General features: G+C 65.0%; 14 protein-coding genes. 3 read left to right on the plus strand and 11 right to left on the minus strand.

The window, feature by feature from the left end; genetic code table 11:
* Positions 1-47: 47 nt before the first annotated feature.
* From CVS27_RS06965 to CVS27_RS06975, 3 genes are all read right to left on the minus strand, one after another.
* The gene (locus CVS27_RS06965; protein ID WP_103465005.1) at positions 48-953 is read right to left on the minus strand and encodes a dioxygenase family protein; all 906 of its coding nucleotides are present in this window, start codon (positions 951-953) and stop codon (positions 48-50) included.
* 163 nt (positions 954-1,116) lie between these two features.
* Positions 1,117-2,829 carry a 2-succinyl-5-enolpyruvyl-6-hydroxy-3-cyclohexene-1-carboxylic-acid synthase gene (gene menD, locus CVS27_RS06970; RefSeq protein WP_103465006.1) on the minus strand — a complete coding sequence of 571 codons (1,713 nt, stop codon included), beginning with the start codon at positions 2,827-2,829 and terminating at the stop codon, positions 1,117-1,119.
* Positions 2,830-2,894: 65 nt separating this feature from the next.
* Complete coding sequence (locus CVS27_RS06975; protein ID WP_103465007.1) at positions 2,895-3,869, minus strand: o-succinylbenzoate synthase; 975 nt, start codon at positions 3,867-3,869, stop codon at positions 2,895-2,897.
* A gap of 146 nt (positions 3,870-4,015) precedes the next feature.
* Between CVS27_RS06975 and CVS27_RS06980 the strand changes: the two genes are divergently transcribed.
* Entirely contained in the window at positions 4,016-4,825 is an 810-nt protein-coding gene (locus CVS27_RS06980) for a phosphatase PAP2 family protein (RefSeq protein WP_243400079.1), read from the plus strand.
* A 9-nt stretch (positions 4,826-4,834) separates the two neighbouring features.
* Here the strand turns inward: CVS27_RS06980 and CVS27_RS06985 are convergent, their stop codons facing one another.
* Genes CVS27_RS06985 through CVS27_RS07005 form a run of 5 tightly spaced genes read right to left on the minus strand, consistent with a single transcriptional unit; the run spans position 4,835 to position 10,335 of the window.
* Positions 4,835-6,037: an MFS transporter gene (locus tag CVS27_RS06985; RefSeq protein WP_243400080.1), complete on the minus strand. Its 1,203-nt coding sequence runs from the start codon at positions 6,035-6,037 to the stop codon at positions 4,835-4,837.
* A gap of 43 nt (positions 6,038-6,080) precedes the next feature.
* Positions 6,081-6,788 carry an MBL fold metallo-hydrolase gene (locus tag CVS27_RS06990; protein ID WP_103465010.1) on the minus strand — a complete coding sequence of 236 codons (708 nt, stop codon included), beginning with the start codon at positions 6,786-6,788 and terminating at the stop codon, positions 6,081-6,083.
* An 18-nt stretch (positions 6,789-6,806) separates the two neighbouring features.
* Positions 6,807-8,111: a dihydrolipoamide acetyltransferase family protein gene (locus CVS27_RS06995; protein ID WP_103465011.1), complete on the minus strand. Its 1,305-nt coding sequence runs from the start codon at positions 8,109-8,111 to the stop codon at positions 6,807-6,809.
* Positions 8,108-9,193: an alpha-ketoacid dehydrogenase subunit beta gene (locus CVS27_RS07000; RefSeq protein ID WP_103465012.1), complete on the minus strand. Its 1,086-nt coding sequence runs from the start codon at positions 9,191-9,193 to the stop codon at positions 8,108-8,110. Before CVS27_RS07000 ends, CVS27_RS06995 begins: the two co-directional genes overlap by 4 nt.
* Entirely contained in the window at positions 9,190-10,335 is a 1,146-nt protein-coding gene (locus CVS27_RS07005) for a thiamine pyrophosphate-dependent enzyme (protein WP_103465013.1), read from the minus strand. Before CVS27_RS07005 ends, CVS27_RS07000 begins: the two co-directional genes overlap by 4 nt.
* Positions 10,336-10,572: 237 nt before the next feature.
* On the opposite strand from CVS27_RS07005, the gene CVS27_RS07010 reads away from it, so the two are divergent.
* Together CVS27_RS07010 and CVS27_RS07015 are read left to right on the plus strand one after the other, a co-directional pair.
* Complete coding sequence (locus tag CVS27_RS07010) at positions 10,573-11,025, plus strand: Lrp/AsnC family transcriptional regulator (RefSeq protein ID WP_103465014.1); 453 nt, start codon at positions 10,573-10,575, stop codon at positions 11,023-11,025.
* Positions 11,026-11,155: 130 nt separating this feature from the next.
* Positions 11,156-11,929 (plus strand): isocitrate lyase/PEP mutase family protein, encoded by a 774-nt coding sequence (locus CVS27_RS07015; RefSeq protein ID WP_103465015.1) that lies wholly within the window; start codon positions 11,156-11,158, stop codon positions 11,927-11,929.
* Here CVS27_RS07015 and CVS27_RS07020 read toward each other — a convergent pair.
* From CVS27_RS07020 to paaD, 3 genes are read right to left on the minus strand one after another with little or no spacing between them, the layout of a single operon-like run.
* Positions 11,926-12,708, minus strand: a complete 783-nt coding sequence (locus CVS27_RS07020) for an enoyl-CoA hydratase/isomerase family protein (RefSeq protein WP_103465016.1) — start codon at positions 12,706-12,708, stop codon at positions 11,926-11,928. The genes CVS27_RS07015 and CVS27_RS07020 overlap by 4 nt on opposite strands.
* Before the next feature lie 51 nt (positions 12,709-12,759).
* On the minus strand, positions 12,760-13,950 hold the full coding sequence (gene paaE, locus CVS27_RS07025) for a 1,2-phenylacetyl-CoA epoxidase subunit PaaE (protein ID WP_103465017.1): 1,191 nt from the start codon (positions 13,948-13,950) through the stop codon (positions 12,760-12,762).
* Positions 13,950-14,486 carry a 1,2-phenylacetyl-CoA epoxidase subunit PaaD gene (gene paaD, locus CVS27_RS07030; protein ID WP_103465094.1) on the minus strand — a complete coding sequence of 179 codons (537 nt, stop codon included), beginning with the start codon at positions 14,484-14,486 and terminating at the stop codon, positions 13,950-13,952. Before paaD ends, paaE begins: the two co-directional genes overlap by 1 nt.
* Positions 14,487-14,489 lie beyond the last annotated feature (3 nt).

The following is a 14,489-nucleotide window of genomic DNA, read 5'->3' on the forward strand; positions in this document are numbered from 1 at the left end:
AGAAATCGCGTTTTTTCGACCACTACTGCGGGTCAGTTGGTTTTTTGCTAGATGATGACGTTCAAGGCCGCGGCGTACCCCGCCGCGGCGGAACCGGTGGTTGACGCCAATTGGTGGATGCCGCCGTCGTCCCCAAAAACCATGTCGCTGGCAAGCGTCGTGTTGGGGAAGTTCTGCTGGCTGGATTCGTATCCGGCGGACTCGTACACCTCATTGCAGGAGGCCTCCGTCATGGCGATTTGGGATGTGCGCAGGATTTGTCCCGCCGAGGTGGCATTGGACATGCTCTCAAACACCTCAAAGTGCATGTGCGGCCAGCGGCCGTTGTAGGCACCCGGGAAGATGGTGGTGAACGTGAGCTGGCCGTTGGCGTCGGCCTCCTGGACGCCGCGCAGGAAGTTCTCGTTCTCCAGGCCCTGGTCATACAGGGAATACTTGCCGTCGCGGGTGGCGTGCCACAGGTACACGGCGGCACCGGAGAGCGGTTTGCAGCCCTGCGCATTGTCCAGAAGCGTCAAGGTGACCGTCAGCGGAACACCCTCGGCCCTGGTGGTCGAGGAGCCAAAACTGGCCACAATGTCACGGCGAACCACTCCGGACGCCGTGAGGACGTCGGGCCCGTTGGAGCCGTCGGCCGGGTACGGGCCACCTGTTTGCTCCGGAGTGTCCGGGGTGTTGGCGGTGCATTCGGCGAGTGCACGGGTGACCTGTGCAGTGGCAACGGGTGTGCTGCTGGACGTGGCAGCAGGAGTGGTTGCGGCGGCGGGTGCAGACGTAGCGGCCATAGTGGCGCCAGCTGTGGAGGCGGTGCCGCCGGGAGCCGGTGTGCAGGCCGCCAGGCCCGCGATGGCGCCGGCTCCGAGCATGAGGCCCAAGGTGCGGCGGCGGGTGAACATGGTGCCCAGATCAAATTCCAGGCCCCTGTCATGGTCGGGGTGCGGCGAGTTATTCATGGCATCCACTCCATCAAGGCTTGCTATGCATCAGCTGTGTTCCCACTGTACTGAGCATAAAAGCTTGCAACCAGACCCCGGCACAAACGCCGCTTTCCAAACTGACCCGCAGAAAACGGCGAAAATTCACGATTTTGAGGTGTTTTTCGGCGTTTTCTGCGGGCTAGTTGGTTTTGAGGGCGGCGGCGATGCGGACGTGCTGTTCGCGCAGGCCTGCCCGTGTGGCCGACACCTCGATGATGCGCCGCCCGGCCACCGGCCCGGCCAGTGCCGCATCCAGCTCCGCAGCCGTACGGACCAGGGTGTGGCTGAAACCGTAGGCGGCGGCCAAGGCTGCCAGGTTCACGGTGTGTGGTGTGCCAAAGAAGCGTTCGACGGCGGCCGCGTAGTCCGGTGCCGCCGCGAGCTCACCGTGCTCCAAGACTGAGAAAATGCCGCCACCGCCATCATTCAAGACCACGATGTGCAGCGGGGGCGCCTGCTCGCTGGAACCAATGTTCAGGGCACCGGAGTCGTGCAAAAAGGTCAGGTCACCCACCAGGACGCGGGTTGGTTTGTGCGTTGCCAGCGCCACACCCGTGGCTGTTGCGACGGTGCCGTCGATGCCCGCCAAACCGCGGTTTGCGAAGATCCTGGCGTTGCTTTCTTCAGTGGGCTTTCCGGCTAGGTCAACGTCGCGCACAGGGTTGGACGAGCCCAGCACCAGGTTGCTGCCGGGATCTTGCTGGGCCCTTTCCCACAGTTTGCGGGCCACCAGCTGACCGGCCAGCGCACCGGGCTGCGGCGCTTCCGCCAGTACGGCGTCGAGGGCGCCTTCAGCGTGAGCGGAGGCATCCTGCCAGGCCTGAAGCCAGCCGCTTGGCCCGCACCCGGCAAAGCCAGTCAGCTGGTCCCACTGGGTCAGGATCAGCTCCGGCCGCCGGCCGGATTCAAACCACGTCACGGGAGTTGGCAGATACAGCGCCCGTTCCAGCCCAGTGGTGGCCATCAACGTGCTGATTTCCCGGGACAGGGTGGGGCGGCCAAACAGCACCACGCGTTGGATGGGGCTGGAACTTTCGGGTCCAAATTGCTCCAGCAGGAGGCGGTAGGGGCCAATGGCGTTGGGCCCAAAGCGGGCGTTGGAAGAGGGCTCCGCCAGCAGCGGCAGCCCCAGCATGCGGGCAAAGTACTCGGCCTCGGGACCGGCGTCGTGCCCGGCCACCACCACCGTCCGGTGACTGGTGGAGGGCAACACCATGACGGGCTCGGCGCCTTCATCGGCTTTCGCGGGTGCACCGAGTTCACTGGGTGAACCGGCTGTACCGGGCGCATCAACAACTGGCAGCAGCCGCTCCCATTCGGAACCGTCCAGCGCTGGCGTCAGCGGATCCCGGAACGACAAATTAACCTGTACGGGCCCGCCCGGGATGCCTTCGAGCCGTCCGCGCGCGGCACTAAGGGCCGTGGAGATCGCAGAGGTGGGGTCAATGCCGGCCGCAACGTCCGTGGCGAAGCGTACGTGCTCGCCAAAGAGATCCAGCTGGTTCGTTGTCTGGTTGGCCCCCGTGCCGCGCAGTTCATCGGGCCTGTCGGCGGACAGCACCACAAGCGGGATTCCGGCGTGGTTTGCCTCCATCACCGCTGGCAGGAGATTGCCGACGGCCGTTCCGGAGGTGGTCACCACAGCCACGGCGGCGTCAGCTCCCAGGGCCAGCCCCAGCGCCGTAAATCCGGCCACACGCTCGTCAATGCGCACGTACGTGCTCAGCCTGCCATCGGCTTCTGCCTCGGCCAGGGCATACACCAGGGGTGCGCTGCGCGATCCCGGCGCCAGCACCACATGTGCCACCCCTGCGCGTTCAAGCGCGTCAACTACATAGCGGGCGGAGTCCATTGAGCTAAGAAAAGTCACAGCCCCATCTAATCATCATGAGCTCATCCTGGGTTCACAGGGAGTTGTCAGAGCAGTGCGTAGCAGCGGCGCAGGCGCTGCAGCCACCACTCGCGGCGGTCCGCCGGTGCCGCACATTGCGCCAGCAGACCGGGGTCTGCCACCACCTCACGCACCTCCATGCCACCGGCAACTGCCACCAGGCTGGGATCGGCAATGTCGGCCGCCATGAGGGACACGGTGCCCAATCCACAGGCGTAGGGCAGCTCTGGAAGCGCGGCGGCCAGCGCCAACCCGGCGCTGATTCCCACGGACGAATCCAGGGCCGAACTCACCACGGCCGGCAGCCCGGCTTCAGCCACAATCTCCAGGGCACGCCGCACGCCACCCAGCGGCGCCGCCTTCACCACGAGGAGATCTGCTGCCCCGGCACGGGCCACGGCAAGGGGATCCGTGGCCTTGCGGACACTCTCGTCAGCGGCAATCAGCACAGTTCCGCGCAAGGCCACGCGTACAGCTGCCAGCTCCGCAATGGAGGCAACGGGCTGCTCGGCATATTCCAACCCAAAGACGGAGAGCATTCGCAGCGCCGACACGGCCTGCTCAACATCCCAGCCGCCATTGGCATCCACCCGGATTTTGGCCTCGGGCAGCAAATGCCGCACGGCCCCCACACGGGCGGCGTCCTCGGACAGGGACTGCCCTGCCTCGGCCACCTTGATTTTCACCGTGTGAACGGCATCAAAGGCCGCCAATACTGCGGGAACCTGGGCCGGCGCCACAGCCGGAACCGTGGCGTTGACGGGCACCCAATCACGCACCCTCGCTGGCTGCCCCAGCCAGCCAGCCTCCAAAGCCGACGCCAACCACTTGGCGGATTCGTCGTCGTCGTACTCCAGGAAGGGGCCAAATTCGCCCCATCCGGCAGGTCCTTTGAAAACCATCACCTCGCGGGCCTGAACACCCCTGAATTTCACGCGCATGGGGAGCGAAACGACGTGGGCGCCGGCCAGGACTTCATCCAGGGGTGGGAGCGAAAACATGTTCCCACTGTAGCGCCAAAGTCAGGGTGTTCCCATGAAACTGTGGGAACCTAGAGGCGATGAATACCCACGCCGCATCTCGACGCGCAAGCCCTCGCGGAGCAGGTGCTCCCAGAATTTCTGCGTGGCCTTTTATAGTTGCGGCATTGATAAGTTTGGCCGGGTTAATCCTGACGTACAGATTCTTCGTCAATACCACCACGGGCCAGTTCATTGACGAGTCCGCTTTGGTGGAGGCTGCCGTGGTCCGGGATCGGATCGGCGCCCAAACGGCCCAGCTGCTGGACCTGCTGCCTGCCACCTCCGTGGTCATTGCTGCCGTGGTGGTCCTGTTCGTCACCGTTGCCAGGCGCCGCTGGAAGGCTGCCGGCATTGCCATTGCCGCCATGGCTGCCGCGAATCTCTCCACCCAGCTCATCAAAGCCGGACTGCCTGACCGTCCGCACATGGGCGTTTCCACGTTGGCGTTGAATTCGCTGCCGTCCGGACACAGCACTTTGGCCGCCAGTGCCGCAGCCGCCGTTTTTCTGGTGGTGTCGCCGCGATGGCGACCCGCCGTCGCCTTTGTGGGCGGCGGCTACGCCATCATGGCCGGGGTTTCCACCCTCATCAACCAATGGCACCGCCCAGCCGACGTGCTGGCTGCGTTCTTTGTGGTGGCGTTGTGGACTGCCCTGGCGGCCCTTGCTGTCATGCGGAGCGGCCCCCAGTGGAATGTGTGGCTGGGCTCGAGTAGGCACTGGGCGTCCTCGCGCTGGTGGACGGCCTGCACGGTGATCCTTGCGGCCCTTGGCGTCGTACTCACAATGTTGAACCTGCGCGCTGCCGACGCCGCCGGAACCGTCAGCACCATCACTTATTTCTTCGCGGGGGTGGGCCAAATTGTGGCCGTGGGCTTTGGGCTGACGTTTGCGGCCACGCTGCTGCTTACCCTGCCAGTTCGACGCCGTTCCTAGCCTTAGGCCTCACTGTCCCGGTGTGGCGGGCCGGCTGCGCGGCACCCAGTACCCCAGCACAGCTGCCGCAGCCAGTCCCAGGATGCCGGTGGCTGCGATGCCAAAGGACAAGGACACCACGGCTGTGAGCCCGGCCAAAATGGCGGGGCCGCTGGAGCCGCCACAGTCTGACAGGAATCTCCAGATGCCCAGGAATTGAGCCCGGCCGTGACGGGGCGAGTAGTCGGCCCCCAGCGTCATGATCATTCCGGAGCCAATACCGTTGCCGAAACCAATCAGGAGTGCCACCAGCAGCAGGGACCCGGCCCCCGTGGTGAGCGGCATGAGCAGCAAGGCGATCCCCATCAGTGTCATGGACGGTACGGCAACCCAGTTGCGGCCCTTTTTGTCCATGACCTTCCCTGCGGGATAAAAGACCAGCATGTCGATGGCACCGGACAACCCGTAAATCAACGACGTCGCGGCCGGGTCAAGGCCAAGGTTGTCGGCCCACAGCGGCACCACCACCTGGCGGGCCGATCGCACCGCGCTGACCAGGATCACACCAATGCCGATGGTGAGAAAGAGCCTGCGGTTGGCGATGATCAAGGAGCGGACGGTGGGCATGGGCCCCTTGGGGGCGGGTCCGTTGCCGCTGACCAAGTCCGGCAGCCACCAGGCCAGGACCCCGGCAGCGCCGATGGCCACCGCGGCAACCCAGTAGGCGCCCTGCAGGCCCACGAGGTGGATGACCAGCGCACCAATGAACGGTCCGGCAAACAGTCCAATACGCCCAACCCCGCCCAGGGTGGACATGGCGCGTGCCCGCATGAGCGGCGGCACGGCCTCGGTGAGGTAGCTCTGCCGGGCCAGGTTGAAGACGGCCGCCGCGGCACCGATGAGGAACACCCCGGCACCAAAGACCAGCAGATTGGGTGAAAAACCGCACAGCATCAGGGCGATCAGGCTGAGCCCGGCGGCACCCATCATGCTCAGGCGCTCCCCGAACTTTGCTGTCATGAGCGAGGCCGGGATGTTGCTGACCAGTGATCCGATCCCGATCAGGGCCACCACCAACGCAGCACCCGCCAGGGAGGAGCCCAGGTCGCGGGCACTGAGGGGAATGATGGGGAGGATGGCGCCTTCGCCGATGCCAAACAGCAATGATGGCCCAAACGCCGGGACGGCGATGGACCACAGGCTAAAGTCACCGGGGTTTGCGCTCTTGTTCACTATCCCCACTGTAGACCCGGCCGGCGACAGCTACGGTCACGAGTCAACCCTCCGGGCGGTCAGCTTCCATGCGGTCGGCCATCCGGGCTGCAAACTCGGCGGTCACGGGCCGTCCATGGCCTGGCACCATGACGGGGAACCTATCCCCCATGCCTGCCAGCTGGTGCAGGACCTCGACCCATTCCAGCGGATACGAATCCTCACATTGCGGTTCGCCGCCTTCCTCCACCACGTCACCGGCAAAAAGCACACCGGGCGCCCCGACCATCAAATCACCGTCTGTATGGCCACGCCCCAGGGTGAACAAGTCAACGCTGATCCCACCCAGACCCAACGTCACAACATCATCGTGAACCAGTTGTGTGGGCACCACAATCCCGGTATCCAACCCCGTACCGGCAGCCATTTCCGGCTCGGCTCCGGCCACCTCGGCTCGTTGTGACTCCCCCGTCCCGGCGATGCTCCGCGCGGTGTTGGCGTGCGCCCAAAACTCGGTGACGCCGTCGTGCATGAAAACGGCGTTGCCAAAGAAGTGGTCCCAATGCGCATGGGTAATGGCCACAACCAGCGGCAGCTCAGTCAGTGTCCGCACGGCGAGCAAGATTTCATGTGCGTGCCGCGGCCCGCAGCCGGTGTCGATCAGCAATGCGCGTTCGGCACCAACAACGAGCCCAATGTTGACCAGGGCCCTTTCGCAAGAGCTGGGCATCCTGTAGATTCCACTGCCCAGTTGTTGCCATGAATCTGCCATGCACCCACCTTAGTGGCGCTAAAGGTCTGCCAGCACGGAGGCGGGGTTTTCCATGGCATCGGCCACGAACCGCAGGAAGCCTGCGGCCACGGCACCGTCGCACACGCGGTGGTCGAACGCGAGGGTCAGCTCGGTCATCTGGCGCACGCACAACTCCCCGTTGACCACCCACGGCTTGTCCATGATGCGCCCAATTCCCAGCATGGCCGCCTCCTGGTAGTTGATGATGGCGGCCGAACCGTCCACCCCAAACACGCCGTAGTTGTTGATGGTGAAAGTGCCCCCGCGCAGCGTCTCCGGCCCCGCCTTGCCGCCACGGGCTTGCTCCGCCACGGCACGAATCCGTTCATCCAGGGCGCGGGCGCTGAGTCCTTGAACGTTGCGGACCACGGGCACCATGAGTCCGCGCTCCGTTTGGGCGGCGATGCCAAGGTTGATACCGGCAAACTCCACGAGCTCTTGTTCGGGCCCGTTGTGGGCCACTTGCATGTTCAGTGCCGGGAAGCGGCCCAGACCGGCGGTGACGAAGCGTGCCACAAATGCCAGCACGCTGGGGGCTGCACCATCTTTGGCCTTCAGCTCCCGCCGCAGTTCCATGAGTGCCGTGGCGTCAACGTCAACCCACACTGTGGCCTCAGGAATTTCAGCCCGGCTGCGGGTCATCGCCGCGGCAGCTGCTTTCTTCACGCCTGTCAGCGGTGTCCTGCCGGCCACTTCGAGGCCGGTCCGCTGATCGACGACGGCGCGGGAGCCTTCCGGTGCCGCGGGCGCCAGTACAGGCCCGCCCGCCGCAGCCTGCTCCACATCGCGGCGCAGGATGAGCCCGTCGCTCCCGGAGCCATGAATGTTGGAGAGCTCCAGGCCGTGGTCGTGGGCCAGTTTCCGCACGAGCGGCGAAACCACCAGATGGGCCCGGTGCTGAACCGTGGCGGGGCCCGAGTCCTGAGCATGAAGGTGCTGGCGCAGCGCAGGACGGGTCCGCCCCGGTCCCCCGTGCGACGACGTCCCATAGCCAATGAGCACGTTGCCGGAGCCTTCAGCGGAAGTGGCTAAAGCGGGGGTGGGTGCCCCCACTTCCGCTGCCGCCGAATTCACGGAGATCAGTGGTTTCCCAACGGTCAGGGTGTCGCCTTCGGCGCCGTGGAGGGTTTCCACCACGCCTTCAAAGGGCGAGGGCACCTCCACCACGGACTTGGCGGTTTCCACCTCGGCGATGGGCTGGTCCACATGGACGGCGTCACCGACGTTGACCAGCCACGTGACCAGTTCGGCTTCGACCAGACCCTCGCCCAGATCAGGGAGGAGGAACACTTGCAGGCTCATGGGGTCTCCCACTGAAGGTTGTCGACGGCGTCGAGGATACGGTCCACGCCGGGAAGGTAGTACTTTTCGAGTTTGGGCGCCGGGTAGGGGATGTCGAAACCAGTGACCCGCAGGACGGGTGCGGCGAGCGCGTGGAAGCAGCGTTCCTGGATGCGGGCCACAATCTCGGACGCCATGGAGGCAAAGCCGGGAGCCTCGGCGATGACGATGGCCCGCCCGGTGGATTTAACGGCGGCGGTGATGGTTTCGTCGTCGAACGGCACCAGGGAGCGCACGTCGATGACTTGCAGGGAGCGGCCCTCTTGCGCAGCCGTCTCGGCGGCCGCGAGCGCCACTGCCACGGAGGGTCCGTAGGCGATCAAGGTGGCGTCGGTGCCGTGTCGGGCTATCGCAGCGTGGCCAATCGTGGACGGCGCAGCAGCACCCCCGCCTTCTGAGTACCCGGCCCGCAAGGCATCCAGGTCAACGGTGTCCTTGCTGAAGTACAACTTTTTGGGTTCCAGGAACACCACGGGATCAGCGGAGGCGATCGCGTCGCGGAGCATGACATAGGCGTCGGCCACGGTGGAGGGCGTGAGCACCGTCAGCCCCGGCGTGTGCACATAGTAGGCCTCGGAGGAATCACAGTGGTGTTCCACCCCGCCAATCCCGCCGGCGTAGGGAATCCTGATGACCAGGGGCAGGCGCACCTGGCCGCGGGTGCGATTGCCCAATTTGGCCACATGGCTGGTGATTTGTTCAAAGGCTGGGTAGGCGAAGGCGTCGAACTGCATTTCCACCACGGGCCTCATCCCGTTGATGGCCATCCCGGTGGCCATGCCGATGATCCCGGATTCGGCCAGCGGCGTGTCAAAGCACCGCTCCTCGCCAAACTGTTGGGTGAGCCCGTCGGTCACCCGGAATACCCCGCCCAGGGTGCCCACGTCTTCGCCAAACACCACGACGGCGGGATCTGCGGCCATGGCGTCGGCCATGGCCAAGGTCAGCGCTTTGGCAAAAGTGATGGTTTGGACACCGGACAGGCGCTCCCCCGGCTGGGCAGCCGGTGTGGCAGGCTGGGGCGTCTGGGCAATGGTGGTCATCGTGAGGCTCCCATGGTGGCTGATGATGCGGCAAGTTCCGCCGCAAGCAGGGTGCTTTGTTCGCGCAATTGAGGTGTGGGCTCGCTGTAGACGTACCGGAAGAGATCCAGGGGGTCCACCGAGGTCTCCGCGTTGAGCCCGTCCCGCAGCGTCTTGGCCATCGCTTCCGCGGCCACGGCGATGCGTTCGCGGTCAGCGGCAGCCAGGGCCCCGGCGTCGTGCAGGTATTTCTCCACTCGCAGCAGCGGGTCCTTCGGCACCCACTGGGCCACCTCGGCGTCACTGCGGTATCGGGTGGAGTCGTCGGCGTTGGTGTGCGCCTGCATCCGGTAGGTGTGCGCCTCCACGAGCGCCGGCCCGCCCCCGTTGCGTGCGCGGTCCACCGCGTGGCCCAGGACGGCCAGCAAGGCGGCCAGGTCGTTGCCGTCCACGCGCTCGCCGGGCATCCCATAGCCCACGGCCTTGTGAGCCAGGGAGGGGGCAACGCTTTGGCGGATGAGCGGGACGGAGATGGCGTATTGGTTGTTTTGGATCAGGAACACCACCGGGACATGGAAGACGGCGGCAAAGTTCAGCGCCTCATGGAAGTCACCCTCACTGCTGGCGCCGTCCCCGCAAAGTGCCAGCACCACTGTGTCCTCGCCGCGCAGCTTGGCCGAGTGCGCCACCCCCACCGCATGCAGCAGTTGGGTGGCCAGCGGAGTGGTGGGGTTGGCCGTGTTGTAGTCGTGGGGGTTGAAGCCGGAATGCCAGTCTCCGCGCAGCGACTCGAAGGCTTCCACGGGGGCCACACCGCGGCCCAGCACGGCCACGGTGTCACGGTAGGTGGGGAAGAGCCAATCGCTGCGTCGCAGGCACATGACCGCTGCCACCTGGCAAGCTTCCTGCCCGTGCGACGACGGGTACACGGCCATGCGCCCCTGCCGCACCAAGGCTCCCGCCTGATCGTTGACGCGCCTGCCGACCACCAGGCGCTCATAGCCCTCCAGCATCGTTGCCATCTCGGGGAGCTGGTAAGGCTCCTTGTATTGCTTGTGTTGCTTGGCTGGCGCCTCGCTGCCGTCGGCGGCGATGAGCTGGACGGGTTCAGCCGAGGGCAGCATGTAGCTCTGGCTCTCGAGGAATTCCGGGTGGGTCGTCATTGAACTCCGCCCTCCTTTGGTAGTCGGCTCGCCCCGCAAGATCAGCAGAGGCGCAACAAAGATGTTCTGTTCCTTCAGTATGTGATTCACACCGTTTTGTATCCATAGTTTTGTAATTCTCTGGAATTTGCCGATCAAGATCCGTAGTCTGAGAGACACAATGACATGTGATAGGCGTTACGGTCCCAGCTTTTTGCGGGGAGTCTTTCGCCCCGCCCCAGCCGAACCAGGAGTGCCGTGACCGAGAGTTCCCCACCACCGCTCGACGAGGTGGACAAGAAGATCCTGGCTGAACTGACCCGGGATGGCCGCATGTCGGTGAGCACCGTCGCGGAGAACGTGCACATCTCCCGCGCCCATGCGTATTCGCGGATCTCCCGCCTGACCACGGACGGGATTCTGACCAAGTTCACCGCCCTGGTGGACCCGATTAAGGCGGGGTTGAAGTCCTCCGCCTATGTCACCTTGAAGGTGAGCCAGCATTCCTGGCGGGAACTCCGGGAGGAATTGCGGGCCATCCCCGAAGTTGCACACATAGCCTTGGTGGGCGGCGATTTCGACGTCATCCTGCTGGTCCGCGCCGAGGACAACCAGGGCCTCCGCAAGGTCATTTTTGACCGGCTCCAGTCCATGCCGGGCGTCCTGGACACCCAAACGTTCCTCATCTTCGAGGATCTGGACACCAGGTAGCGACTTAGAGCCTGCGGCCGCGAACCGAGTGTGCAGATAATGCGATTTCCAGCTCCGGAAGTCACATTATCTGCGCACTGGGTGCGTGACTTGCGAGCCGGAGGGAGCAGTCGGGGCGTAGGCTCGGGCCATGGACACTTCAAGCAAAGCCACCGAACTGCTCCGTCTCCACCAAGCACCGGAAGTCCTGCAACTGGTCAACGTCTGGGATTCAATCACAGCCAAGGTCATTGCGGATCTGCCCGGCACCAAGGCCCTCGCCACGGCCAGTCATTCAATTGCGGCTTCGTTGGGCTATGAGGACGGCGAGCACATTCCGGTCCAACTCATGATTGATGCTGTGGGCCGCATTGCCGCCGCCACGACTCTTCCCGTCTCTGCCGACCTTGAGGCGGGGTATGGCAACCCCGGCGAGACCATCAAGAAGGCCATCGGAGTGGGCATTGTGGGCGCAAACATTGAGGACCAGATGCGCCCTCTTCCGCAGGCCATCGCCCAGATGAAGCAGGCTGCCGACGCAGGTGCGGCGGAAGGCATCGATTTTGTCCTCAATGCACGCACTGACGCTTTCCTGCGTGCCGGGGACCGCGACCCGCGGGAAGTGCTGGAGGCCGCCATCGAACGAGGACGGGCCTATCTGGACGTTGGAGCCGCGTGCATCTTTGTCCCGGGAAAGTTGGACGAGGCCACCGTCACCGCGCTGGTTGCAGGCATCGGATGGGGCAAGATCAACGTCATCAATGTTCCCGGTTCGCTCAGTCCGGCAAAACTGCAGGAGTTGGGCGTTGCCCGCATTTCCTACGGCCCGTGGATCCAGCGTGTGGCCTTAACGGCGATCGCAGACGCAGCCACGGCACTCATGAACAATGGCGCCCTGCCGGAGGGCACACGTCCGCTCAACTAACGGCCCGTGAACCCTGGTTTCCGTTTGGCCGAGAAGGCCTCGAACCCCTCGGCGTAGTCGGAGGTGTGGGAGAGCTCCACTTGCGCCTTGTTTTCCAGTACGACGGCGTCCCACAGTCCCAGCCGCCGGTCGCGGATCGCTGCCACGAGTTCCTTGCTGGCGTTGAATGCCTGGGTGGGGCCTGTTGCTGCTTTCTCGGCGGCGGCCCGCGTGGTCGGTAGTAAATCCTCAGCCGGCATGGCCCTGCTGAATAAGCCGCCCTTGACGGCGTCCTCCCCGCTCATGAGTTCGGCGGTGTAGATCAAGTCGAGGGTGCGGTGCATGCCTAGGCGTTCGGCAAACAGCCAGTGGCCGCCGGAATCCAGCGTGGCCCCGAGGTTGCCGAACGGGGAACCGATTTTCGCATTGTCGGCCACATAGACCACGTCCGTGGCGATGAGCAGTCCCAATCCCACGCCCAGGCATGCACCCTGGGCGGCGGCGAAAGTGGGTGCGGGGAATGCGCTCATCTTCTGCAGCAACGGGGTTAACAAGCCCTCGAGGTAGCGGCGTGCATCGTCGTTGGCCCCGTCAACCCCGGCGATGTCCCGGCCGGCACAAAATGCCCGCCCCTCGCCCCGGAGCAGCAATGCCCGAACACTGCCAGCCGCGACAGCAGAAGCCGCCTCGTCATATGCAGCGCTGAGTTCACCCAGATCACCCTCCTTGAGCGAGTTCAATTTGTGCGGCGCATTCAAAACAATCTCTGCCACGCCCTCGGCAAGGGAAAGCTCAATCATGGTGACTCCTCAGTTGGCGGGATCGGGTCCGCCACCGTGACCACCGAGGGCCTAGACGTCGTAGTCAACGGTGACCTCGGGCGTGGTGGGGCGGGATTGGCAGGTGAGGACGTAGCCGTTGTCCACTTCATCCGGCTCCAAGGCGTAGTTTTCCGCCATGTCCACATGTCCCGACACGAGCTTGGCGCGGCACGTGCCGCAGACGCCGCCGGCGCAGGCGAAGGGGACGTCGGGGCGTACGCGCAGGGCTGCGTTGAGGATGGATTCGCGGGCGTGGGTGGGGCTGAGGATGTCGGCCTTGAGCCCGTCGAGGGTGAACGTGATCTTGTAGTTCTCCTCGGATTCGTCCACGACCACACGGCGGCCAGCCTGACCTTCGGGCCGGCTGGGCGTGCCGGTGGTGAAGAGTTCAAAGCGGATCCGGTCCGTGGGCACACCGCGGGCTGCGAGCACGTCACGGCACAGCTGGACCAGCTCGAAAGGTCCGCACAGGAACCATTCGTCCACGTCGTCGCCGTGGATGGCGGTGCCCATCAGCGCCTCCAACTTGTCGGCGTCGAGCCGTCCGCTCATGAGCGGGGCGATGCGCTGCTCCCGGGAGAGTACGTGGTGCAGGGCAAGCCGGGCCGGGTAGCGGTCCTTGAGGTCGGCCAGTTCCTCCAAGAACATGACGTCCATGGAGGCTTTGTTGGCGTAGACCAGGTCGAAGCGGGTCTCTGCGTTGGCGGCCAGCAGCGTCCGGGCAATGGCGATGACGGGGGTGATGCCGGAGCCCGCGGCGATGGCCACAAACGTGCCCGCCCCGCGGACCAGGTCTTCGGGATGGTTCATGCCGGTGAGGACATTGGAGACGTCGCCATGCTTGGAGATGAACGCGCCCATGGGGCTCATGACATCCATGGTGGCGCCGGCACTCAGCTCGGCGTTTGCCCAGGTGGAGAACTGTCCGCCAAGGTCGCGCTTGATGGCCACCCTGATCTCGGAACTGCCGTCGTCGAACTGTACCGGGGCGGCGCAGATGGAGTAGCTGCGCCGCACTTCCCGCGGCACGCCGTCGTCGTCGGGCATCTGCGTGCGCAGGGCAACATACTGCCCGGGGAGGTAGTCGTAGTAGCCGGACAGCTTGGGCGGGACGGCAAAGGTGACCTCGATGGCGTCCTCTGTGAGCCGGCGGACCTGGGCCACGGTCAGTGTGTGGAAGGCGGCACGGCGCCGGGCGGCGGCGTTGGCGGGGACGCTCATCAGAGCACCTTGAAGTAGTCAAAGGGTTCCTTGCAGTCCTGGCAGACGTACAGCGCCTTGCAGGACGTGGAACCGAAGCGGGTAATTTCCTTCGTGTTCAGCGACTGGCATTGCGGGCACTTGACCGCCAGCGACAGCCGCACACGGCCGCTGTGCCCCCCGGCGCTGGCCAGCCCGCTGGGGGCGGCGATCCCGTATTCCTCCAGCTTCGCCTTGCCCGCGTCCGTCATCCAGTCGGTGGTCCAGGCCGGGGCCAGCACCGTTTCAACTGTGACGTGCAGGTAGCCTTCCGCGGCATATACGCGCAGCAGGTCCTCGCGGATGGCATCCATGGCCGGGCAGCCCGAGTAGGTGGGCGTGATGGTGATGCGCACGGACGGCTTGCCGGCGACGCCCCCCGGCCCGCCGGCGTCGTCCACGTCAACGCTGCGCAAGATACCCAGATCCTCGATGGTCAGCACCGGAATTTCGGGGTCGCATACCCGGGCGGCAATCTCCCATGCCAGCTGCCGCGCCGATGTGCGGATCGTGTCCATGGC

The organism is Arthrobacter glacialis (genome assembly GCF_002909445.1).
Taxonomy (GTDB): Bacteria; Actinomycetota; Actinomycetes; order Actinomycetales; family Micrococcaceae; genus Specibacter; species Specibacter glacialis.

Coding starts and splice junctions, on each gene's coding strand:
- CVS27_RS06965 (WP_103465005.1), bottom strand. CDS start 953: ATGAATAACTCGCCGCACCCCGACCATGACAGGGGCCTGGAATTTGAT.
- menD (WP_103465006.1), bottom strand. CDS start 2,829: ATGGACTCCGCCCGCTATGTAGTTGACGCGCTTGAACGCGCAGGGGTG.
- CVS27_RS06975 (WP_103465007.1), bottom strand. CDS start 3,869: ATGTTTTCGCTCCCACCCCTGGATGAAGTCCTGGCCGGCGCCCACGTC.
- CVS27_RS06990 (WP_103465010.1), bottom strand. CDS start 6,788: ATGGCAGATTCATGGCAACAACTGGGCAGTGGAATCTACAGGATGCCC.
- CVS27_RS06995 (WP_103465011.1), bottom strand. CDS start 8,111: ATGAGCCTGCAAGTGTTCCTCCTCCCTGATCTGGGCGAGGGTCTGGTC.
- CVS27_RS07000 (WP_103465012.1), bottom strand. CDS start 9,193: ATGACCACCATTGCCCAGACGCCCCAGCCTGCCACACCGGCTGCCCAG.
- CVS27_RS07005 (WP_103465013.1), bottom strand. CDS start 10,335: ATGACGACCCACCCGGAATTCCTCGAGAGCCAGAGCTACATGCTGCCC.
- CVS27_RS07015 (WP_103465015.1), top strand. CDS start 11,156: ATGGACACTTCAAGCAAAGCCACCGAACTGCTCCGTCTCCACCAAGCA.
- CVS27_RS07020 (WP_103465016.1), bottom strand. CDS start 12,708: ATGATTGAGCTTTCCCTTGCCGAGGGCGTGGCAGAGATTGTTTTGAAT.
- paaE (WP_103465017.1), bottom strand. CDS start 13,950: ATGAGCGTCCCCGCCAACGCCGCCGCCCGGCGCCGTGCCGCCTTCCAC.
- paaD (WP_103465094.1), bottom strand. CDS start 14,486: ATGGACACGATCCGCACATCGGCGCGGCAGCTGGCATGGGAGATTGCC.